This is a genomic window from Nostoc sp. UIC 10607, from assembly GCF_047228265.1.
GTDB lineage: Bacteria > Cyanobacteriota > Cyanobacteriia > Cyanobacteriales > Nostocaceae > Nostoc > Nostoc foliaceum_A.
In genome coordinates, this window is the sequence record NZ_JBIQNW010000308.1 from 1 (window position 1) to 221 (window position 221).

The 221-nt window shown below is 48.9% G+C and carries 1 pseudogene; it reads left to right on the forward strand.

The window, feature by feature from the left end:
* A pseudogene (locus tag ACEYW6_RS36865) lies at nucleotides 1-221 on the forward strand (photosystem II q(b) protein); the annotation flags it as partial.

Sequence of the window (221 nt, forward strand, 5' to 3'; positions counted from 1 at the left end):
GAATGGGAACTATCCTACCGCTTAGGAATGCGTCCTTGGATTGCAATTGCATACAGCGCACCAGTAGCAGCAGCAACAGCAGTATTCCTCGTATACCCAATCGGACAAGGTTCCTTCTCAGACGGTATGCCCTTGGGTATCTCTGGAACATTCAACTTCATGATCGTGTTCCAAGCAGAACACAACATCTTGATGCACCCCTTCCACCAGTTAGGTGTAGC